The following is a 7,970-nucleotide window of genomic DNA, read 5'->3' as shown; positions in this document are numbered from 1 at the left end:
CGGGAGTGGGCGCCACTCTCCGCGCGGCCCTGACCGCCCGTCTGGAACGCACGGGGGCCTTGAGGGCCGAGGCCGACCGTGTCCCGCTCAGCGAGGCTGCGGCCCTGCTGGTGCGTGAACGCATCATGCAGACCCGCGCCCCCGATGCGCTTGGCGCCATGCTGGACAAGGTCCGCGACGATCTGGAAGCCCGGGCCGGGAAACAGTTCGATGCCTTGGCCGAAGCGGCCGATGACCAGACCCTCTTTTCCCGACGCCTGAAGGATCTTTTGCGCGCCCTTGATCTGGAGGCCGGTTCCGCAGATGAACCGGACCAGTCCGAAGAAGAGGGAGAGGACGAACCGGATCCGTCCCAGCAGGACGCACCGGACCAGGACGACGAAGAGGACGAAGGCGAGGCCGAAGGTGGCCAGTCTCTCGAAGGCAGCGCCGACGACCAGTCCGCCGAGGAAGAACGTCAGACCCGCCCCGACGGTCGCCCCGCCGATGCCGAAGGCGAACCGGGCGAGGAAGACCCCGAACTGAGCGAAGGCGCGATGCCGAACCGCAACGAGGTTCAGGACGACGGTCGCGCTGTCGATTTCTACCATGCCTTCACCACCGCCTTTGACGAGGTGGTGGACGCCGCCGAGCTTTGCGATCCGATGGAGCTGGACCGCCTGCGCGCCATGCTGGATGCCCAGTTGGCGTCGCTGGGCAGTGTGGTGTCGCGTCTGGCCAACAAGCTGCAACGTCGCCTGATGGCCCAGCAGAACCGCTCGTGGATGTTCGACCTCGAGGAAGGCATGCTGGACACAGCGCGTCTGACCCGCGTCATCACCGACCCGTCCAGCCCGCTGTCGTTCAAAATGGAAAGCGAGAGCGCCTTCCGCGATACGGTCGTGACCCTGCTGCTGGACAACTCCGGCTCGATGCGCGGTCGTCCGATCATGGTGGCGGCGGTCTGTGCCGACATCCTCGCCCGCACGCTGGAGCGTTGCGGGGTGAAGGTGGAAATCCTCGGCTTTACTACCCGAGCGTGGAAGGGTGGCCAGAGCCGCGAGGCATGGATCAATGCCGGCAAGCCCGCCAATCCGGGACGCCTGAATGACCTGCGCCACATCATCTACAAGGCCGGCGATGCCCCGTGGCGCCGCGCCAAGAAGAACCTTGGCCTGATGATGCGCGAGGGCCTGCTGAAGGAAAACATCGACGGCGAGGCCCTGCAGTGGGCGCACAACCGCCTTCTGGCCCGCAGCGAGCAGCGCCGCATCCTGATGGTGATCTCCGACGGCTCGCCGGTCGATGACTCCACCCAGAGCGCCAATGCCGCCCTCTATCTCGACAAACACCTGCGCCAGATCATCTCCGAGATCGAAACCTCGTCTCCGGTAGAACTTCTGGCCATCGGCATCGGCCACGATGTCACCCGCTGGTACAAACGCGCCGTGACCATCAGCGATGTCGAGCAGCTGGCCGGGGCCATGACCGAAAAGCTGGCCGAACTGTTCGACGCCCAGCCGGCCACCGCCCAGACCCGCAGGCGCAAGGCTGCATGAACCGCAAACTCTATCTCTCCGCGATTGTCTGTCTGACGCTGGCCGCCTGCGCCAGCGCGGCGATAAAATCCCAACCGTGGACGGATAGCGCCTCTGCTACCGGATGGACGGCCCAGTCCGCCAGCACCCGTGCGGTAGGATTGGGGTTGGGCGGATGGTCGCTCGCCGATGGCGTAACATTCGCAGGCGGGGTTCAGTTACTGACCCCTACAGCCTCCCCGCTTCGCAGCCTGTCGGATCTGAAGCTGACGGACAACCAAGGCTTCGTCACCGTCTCGGATGCGGGCGATCTGGTTCTGGGCCGTCTGAAGCTGGGCGGGGACGGGCGGCTGGTCGGGATGGGCCATCTGCGGTCACGCCGTCTGACCCTGCGCGACGGCACGCCGATCACCGAAAAGGTCGATGGCGATGCCGAGGGGCTGGCGCTGCTGCCCGACGGCCAGCTTCTGGTCAGCTTCGAGCGCGAGCACCGCATCTGGAACTATGGCCCGCTGGATGCCCTGCAATATCCAGCTAGCCTCCCGCGCCCCGTCTGGCCGTTCAACGAAAACGGCGGGATGGAGGCCATAGCCGCGTCCAGCAATGACCACTGGCGCGTCGCGGGCGAGGATGGCGGTATCTGGGACTGTACCCGGATCACCTGTTCGCTGGTGCAGATTCCGCCCGATGAACCGCTCAAGGATTCCGATTACCGCATCACCGGCATGGACCGCGATCCCGACGGTTCAGGCTATTGGGTGGTTCAACGGGCGTTTACCCCGCCGATAGATGCCCGCGCGCGAGTACGCCCTATGGCCGAGGACGGCACGCTCGGCCCTGTCATGATCGAGCTGAAACTGCCCGGCACGACCGATAATTTCGAAGGCATCGCCGCAACGAAAAGAGGCGGGAAAACCCGCCTCTATATTCTGTCCGACGATAATGAAAATCCGCTCCAGCGCACGCTGATGCTGGCTTTCGACGTGGAAACTACACCCGCTCGCTGATCTTGATCGCGGCCTGACAGCCCAGCTTGATCACACTGCTAAGCAGGCGATAGGCCGGAGCCTCGCGGCTGCCGTGGGCAATGGCATGGTCGTGGTGCATCAGTTCCTCTTCACGGAACTGGGTCAGCTCGGCCGCCAGCTCCGGATCGCTGTCTTTGATCTCGGCGATCTGGTCGGCGTAGTGTTTCTCGATGACGCTCTCGACCGCCTCGGTGCAGGCGTGCGCGGCTTTTTCACCCAGCAGGGCCGTACCGGCCCCCAGGACCGTGGCCGCCACCTTCCACACCGGAATCATGGCCGTGGGCCGCACCTGTTTCTCGGTCAGCAGGGCGTTGAAACGGTCCAGATGGACCTGTTCGTGCCCTTCCATGTCGGTCAGGTCGCGGGTGATGCCGTCCATACCCTTGCGATCACCCAGAATGGCGCGCTGCGCGCGATAGATCTGGACCGCCGCGAACTCGCCCGCATGATCCACACGCAGCATCTCGGCCATGCGGCGGTCCTGCGCACCGGCCCCCGGTCGCGGCAGGGGGACGCGGCGGGCTTCGGCGACATTGTCAGTGGCTTGGGTCATACGCAGTATCCTACTTACGCGGCGCGCGGGCGTCTTTGGGACGTTTTGCCGCCACCAGGCTCATTATGGCCAGCGCCAGAGAAACCACAAAGTTCCACGCTGCCATAGACAGGCCAAGGAAGCTCCAAGGGATATCGCCACAGCCCGTAACCGGTGCGACCTCGACCGAGCCGTCAAGGATACCCGCCAGATTAGACAGGTCCACGTCCAGCGGATTACCCGCCGAACAGGTGGCTGGCAGCGCCCACCATTCCTGTTCGCCACCCGCATGGAAGCCCGCGGTGATCGCGCTGGTGATGAAGACGAGAGCCAGCACGAAGGCCGCCAGACGCGGTGTCCCCCGGCGCGACCTGCTGATCAGGTGCCACAGGGTCGCCGCACCCGAAACCGCCAGCGCGGCCCAATAGACCTCGCGCTGTTTCAGGCACAGGTTGCACGGATCAAGACCGCCGAAACGCTCGAACGCATGGGCCGCGCCCAGCATGGTGCCCGACACCACAAACGCAACCGCCGTCCACCAGCGCTTCAGGTTGGAATAAAGAGCCTTCATGGGAGCAGTCTTAGCTTCCAATCAGGCACCCGTCACCCACCCTGTTCAGTGGATGAATTTTACCGCCACCAGGCCACCGACCAGCAGCACCAGAAACAGCACGGTAAACAGGGCCAGGCGTTTCTCGACCACTGCCAGCATCGGCGCCCCCCAGCGCTTCAGCACAAAGGCCACGAGGAAGAAACGCATGCCCCGCGTCAGCACGCTGAGCGCTATGAACAGGGCCAGATTGAACTTGAATATACCCGCCGAGATGGTGATCAGCTTGAACGGGATGGGGGTCAGACCCTTGATCAGGATCACCCATGCGCCGTGCTGCTGGAACATGGCTTTGGAGGTTTCGAAAGCCTCGGTCTTGCCCATTGTGGCCAGCATCCACATGCCGACCGGCTCCAGAAACATGCCGATCAGATAGCCGAGCAGTCCGCCCAGAACCGACGCCACCGTACAGACCGTGGCATAGAAATAGGCACGGTCCGGACGCGCCAGCACCATCGGGGCCAGCATGACATCGGGCGGAATGGGGAAGAAAGAGCTTTCGGCGAAAGAGACCGCAGCCAGTGCCGGTGTCGCACGACGGTGGCAGGCCAGCGAAAAGACCCAGTCATAAAGCTTACGCAGCATCATCTTCTCGGCGTAGGAGCGAGCACATGTGCGCGCTGCCTTCTCCATAGCAACAGCCCGCCCACAGCGATAGGCGCGATGCAAATGGTGCGGCCATACGACCACCTTGTCCTGACCGGGTATACGGCATAGCTTGGCTGTCAGAGAGGGCGGACTGCCGCCCGGCCTCTACATCCCTGTCTACCTGTCCGGTTGTATCTGTGCCCCCGCGTTATCTTCGTCTTCTTTCTGGTCTGTCGAAGCTCGCAATGCCCATGCAAAGTCCGCGCTGGTTGCCCTGGTTAAGTCCGCCTGCCGCCATTGTGGGGGCGTGGTTCATCGGCGTTCAAGCGCTCAACGGCGGCTTTTGGTCGGTGCTGTTCATCGCTGTGATCTGCGCCATTCTGCCGGCCGTCGGCTATCGTCTGGCGGTGCGGTTTTACGGGCGGACCGATACCACGCTCGGCCACGGCGGGTGACAAAGCCTCTGCCCCGCCGTATCTCGGTGCGGGATTAGCGGAGGGTGATCCATGAAATCGACAACGTTCGGACTGCTGGCAGCCATCGCTGTTTGCGCAGCGCCAGTGCCTGTTCTGGCCCAACAGACGCAGGGCGGGGAAGCGCCCTGGGCCTTGGCCATTCATGGCGGCGCGGGTGTGATCAACCGCTCCGAACTCAGCCCCGAACGGGACGCCCTTTACCGTCAGGGCCTGCAACAGGCCCTCGATGCGGGTCAGGCTGTATTGGCGGCCAACGGATCGGCGCTGGATGCGGTTGAAGCCGCTGTCCGTGTGCTGGAGGACAATCCGCTTTTCAACGCGGGCAAAGGCGCGGTCTTTACCTCTGACGGCCGCAACGAACTGGATGCCGCCATTATGGACGGCACCGATCTGAATGCCGCAGCCGTGGCCGGACTGACCCGCACGCGCAATCCCATCCGTGCCGCCCGCGCCGTAATGGAGCGATCCCCCCACGTCATGCTGATTGGCGAGGGGGCAGAGGTGTTTGCCGACTCCATCGGGCTGGAGAAGGTCGCGCCCGCCTACTATTTCACCGAAAGTCGCTGGCAGGCCTTGGAACGCGCATTGCGCGGCCGCGGCGAAGCCATTCCCCCCAGACCCGAAGGCGCTCCCCCCGCACCGGCCGTAAGCGGCCCCGCGGCCCCCCTGGCCTTCAATCTACACGAAGCCCCGCTGGACGAACGCAAGTTCGGCACCGTGGGAGCCGTCGCCCTGGACCGTCAGGGACGTATCGCCGCCGCCACCTCTACCGGGGGCACCACCGGCAAACGCTGGGGCCGGGTTGGCGATGTTCCGGTGATCGGCGCGGGCACCTATGCCTCGAACGCCGAGGGGTGTGCCGTATCGGCGACGGGCGCGGGCGAATATTTCATCCGCGCCACCGTCGCACGCGACATCTGCCACGGCACCGCCTCAGGCATGAGCCTGAAACAGGCCGCCGATGCGGAGATCGCGGAGGTCGGACGTCTGGGAGGTGATGGTGGTGTTATTGCCGTCGCCCCTGACGGCACCATCGCCTTTTCCATGAACACCTCCGGCATGTACCGCGGCGCGGTGTCCAGCCATGCGCAGCCGCGCGTGGCCATCTACGCTGACGAAGAAAACCAATGAGCCATTCCGCATCCCCCGGCATCAAATTTCCACCGCCCCTGATCTTTCTGGGTTTCCTGCTGGCGGGGTGGGGGATCGAACAGATCACCACCGATCTGACGATAGGCCTGACGGACATGATGCGTCGCGGGATTGCCGTGGCCCTGATTGTGGTGGGTCTGGGGTTCGACGGGCTGGCAGCCGGCCAGATGCGCCGCCACAACACCGCTGTCGAGCCGTGGAAGGGCGCTTCGACCCTGCTGAGCGACGGCATTTTCGGCCTGACGCGCAATCCGATCTATCTCGGTTTTACCCTGACCTACTGCGGCTTTGCGGTGGCGATGGATTCGCCGGTCGCACTGGGTCTGGCGATTGTCTGCGTGATCGTGATCGACCGCTTGGTCATCCCGCGCGAGGAAGCGCACCTGGCATCGGTATTCGGTGCAGCCTATGACGACTATCGCCAGAGGGTCCGGCGCTGGATCTAGGCGCAAAAACTTAGCCGCGCGTCCATAGCCCCTATATAGGCAGACCATGTCTACCGAAAACGAACTATCCGAAATGGCGCTCGAGGAATTGGACGCCGCGTGCAGCCTGCACTTTGCCGAGATGCGCAAGATTACCCCGTGGGGTGATGTGTACGACGCTATGGCTCCGTCCGGCCGCGAGGTCGAGGTCGAGCGCCGCTACCTCTGGGACAACGGCATTGTTGGCGGTGCCATTGTGGTCGAGGTCGAGGTCCGCGATCCCATGCTTCAGACCGGAGCCGAGGCGCGGGCCGTCATTTCTGCCCCCAGCCGCTAGGCAAGCGGTACAGTATTGCCGGATTTCAGGGGCAGCCTGACAGATTCAGTTTGCGAATTCGGCGTATCCGACTAGCTTTGTTCCATGAAACTCGCTTCGCTCAAGCATGGCCGCGATGGCCGCCTCGTCGTCGTTTCCGAAGACCTTAACTGGTATACGGACGCCTTCCTGATCGCACCGACCCTTCAGGCCGCCCTGGATGATTGGGATCGTTGCGAGCCTCTGCTTCGCACCCTCGCCGAAAGCCTGGAACACGAGGCTGTGCCCCGTGGCCGCTTCCACGAGCGCGAAGCCGCCGCGCCGCTGCCCCGCGCCTATCAATGGGCTGATGGTTCCGCCTATGTGAACCACGTCGAATTGGTCCGTAAGGCCCGCAATGCCGAAATGCCGTCCAGCTTCTGGACCGATCCGCTGATGTATCAAGGCGGCTCGGACGGGTTTCTGGCCCCGCGTGATCCTGTGCCGCTCAAGGACGAAGCCTGGGGCTGCGACCTCGAGGCCGAGATCGTGGTCGTGACCGGCGATGTGCCTCTGGGTGCCAGCCGCGAGGAAGCCCTGTCGGCCATCCGTCTGGTCGGCCTGGTCAATGATGTTTCGCTTCGCAATCTGATCCCCGGCGAACTGGCCAAGGGTTTCGGCTTTGTCCAGTCCAAGCCTGCCAGCGCCCTGTCACCCGTATTCGTGACGCCCGACGCCCTGGGCGACCGTTTCAAGGACGGCAAGCTGCACGGTGTACTGAGCGTCGATATCAACGGCCAGCCATTCGGTCGCGCCGACGCCGGTGTAGACATGACCTTCGACTTCGGCACACTGATCGCCCACCTGGCCAAGACCCGCGCCCTGTGCGCCGGCACCATCATCGGCTCGGGCACAGTCTCGAACAAGGATGCCGACGGCGGCCCCGGCCGCCCCGTGAGCGAAGGCGGTCTGGGCTATAGCTGCATCGCCGAGGTGCGCATGGTCGAAACCATCCAGAAGGGAGCCCCTGAAACCGGTTTCCTCAAACACGGCGACGTGGTCCGGATCGAGATGCTGGACGATCAGCGCCATTCGATTTTCGGCACGATCGAGCAGACGGTCTCCCCCGTCTAGGTCCACACGAAACGCCGCCCTGACAGGGCGGCGTTTTTCTTTTCGCAAACCGGATTGACCACAGCGAAGTCATCGCTAGATTGCGCCTCCTTCCCAGACCGTGCCGGTGTGGTGGAATTGGTAGACGCGCCGGACTCAAAATCCGGTTCCGCAAGGAGTGTCGGTTCGAGTCCGACCACCGGCACCATCTGGTCGAACCTTCCCGACAGTCGA

The 7,970-nt window shown here is 63.9% G+C and carries 10 protein-coding genes and 1 tRNA gene; 8 read left to right on the top strand and 3 right to left on the bottom strand.

Features of this window, described 5'->3' with window-relative positions:
- Both B3H86_RS00595 and B3H86_RS00590 read left to right on the top strand, forming a co-directional pair.
- Positions 1-1,538: cobaltochelatase CobT-related protein (locus B3H86_RS00595; RefSeq protein ID WP_292050614.1), on the top strand; the 1,538-nt coding region annotated here is incomplete at its 5' end.
- A complete protein-coding gene (locus B3H86_RS00590) occupies positions 1,535-2,524 on the top strand; it encodes an esterase-like activity of phytase family protein (RefSeq protein WP_292050613.1) in 990 nt (329 codons plus the stop codon). The genes B3H86_RS00595 and B3H86_RS00590, both read left to right, overlap by 4 nt.
- Here B3H86_RS00590 and B3H86_RS00585 read toward each other — a convergent pair.
- Genes B3H86_RS00585 through B3H86_RS00575 form a run of 3 tightly spaced genes read right to left on the bottom strand, consistent with a single transcriptional unit; the run spans position 2,508 to position 4,272 of the window.
- On the bottom strand, positions 2,508-3,098 hold the full coding sequence (locus B3H86_RS00585) for a demethoxyubiquinone hydroxylase family protein (protein ID WP_292050610.1): 591 nt from the start codon (positions 3,096-3,098) through the stop codon (positions 2,508-2,510). The genes B3H86_RS00590 and B3H86_RS00585 overlap by 17 nt on opposite strands.
- A gap of 10 nt (positions 3,099-3,108) precedes the next feature.
- Positions 3,109-3,648, bottom strand: a complete 540-nt coding sequence (locus B3H86_RS00580) for a disulfide bond formation protein B (protein WP_292050609.1) — start codon at positions 3,646-3,648, stop codon at positions 3,109-3,111.
- 45 nt (positions 3,649-3,693) lie between these two features.
- Positions 3,694-4,272, bottom strand: coding sequence for a YqaA family protein (locus B3H86_RS00575; RefSeq protein ID WP_292050616.1), 579 nt, complete (start codon positions 4,270-4,272; stop codon positions 3,694-3,696).
- Between the two features lie 248 nt (positions 4,273-4,520).
- On the opposite strand from B3H86_RS00575, the gene B3H86_RS00570 reads away from it, so the two are divergent.
- The 6 genes from B3H86_RS00570 to B3H86_RS00545 all read left to right on the top strand — a co-directional run bounded on the left by B3H86_RS00570 (position 4,521) and on the right by B3H86_RS00545 (position 7,944).
- Positions 4,521-4,730, top strand: a complete 210-nt coding sequence (locus B3H86_RS00570; protein ID WP_292050607.1) for a hypothetical protein — start codon at positions 4,521-4,523, stop codon at positions 4,728-4,730.
- A 51-nt stretch (positions 4,731-4,781) separates the two neighbouring features.
- Positions 4,782-5,882 carry an isoaspartyl peptidase/L-asparaginase family protein gene (locus B3H86_RS00565; protein ID WP_292050606.1) on the top strand — a complete coding sequence of 367 codons (1,101 nt, stop codon included), beginning with the start codon at positions 4,782-4,784 and terminating at the stop codon, positions 5,880-5,882.
- The gene (locus tag B3H86_RS00560; RefSeq protein WP_292050605.1) at positions 5,879-6,349 is read left to right on the top strand and encodes a methyltransferase family protein; all 471 of its coding nucleotides are present in this window, start codon (positions 5,879-5,881) and stop codon (positions 6,347-6,349) included. Before B3H86_RS00565 ends, B3H86_RS00560 begins: the two co-directional genes overlap by 4 nt.
- A 46-nt stretch (positions 6,350-6,395) precedes the next feature.
- Positions 6,396-6,665 carry a hypothetical protein gene (locus B3H86_RS00555; protein ID WP_292050604.1) on the top strand — a complete coding sequence of 90 codons (270 nt, stop codon included), beginning with the start codon at positions 6,396-6,398 and terminating at the stop codon, positions 6,663-6,665.
- An 84-nt stretch (positions 6,666-6,749) separates the two neighbouring features.
- Positions 6,750-7,757: a fumarylacetoacetate hydrolase family protein gene (locus B3H86_RS00550; protein WP_292050602.1), complete on the top strand. Its 1,008-nt coding sequence runs from the start codon at positions 6,750-6,752 to the stop codon at positions 7,755-7,757.
- A 102-nt stretch (positions 7,758-7,859) separates the two neighbouring features.
- Positions 7,860-7,944, top strand: a tRNA-Leu gene (locus B3H86_RS00545).
- Positions 7,945-7,970 lie beyond the last annotated feature (26 nt).

It is taken from the genome of Brevundimonas sp. UBA5866, from assembly GCF_002432125.1.
In the GTDB taxonomy this organism is placed as follows: domain Bacteria; phylum Pseudomonadota; class Alphaproteobacteria; order Caulobacterales; family Caulobacteraceae; genus Brevundimonas.
This window is presented reverse-complemented; position numbering and strand designations above follow the sequence as displayed.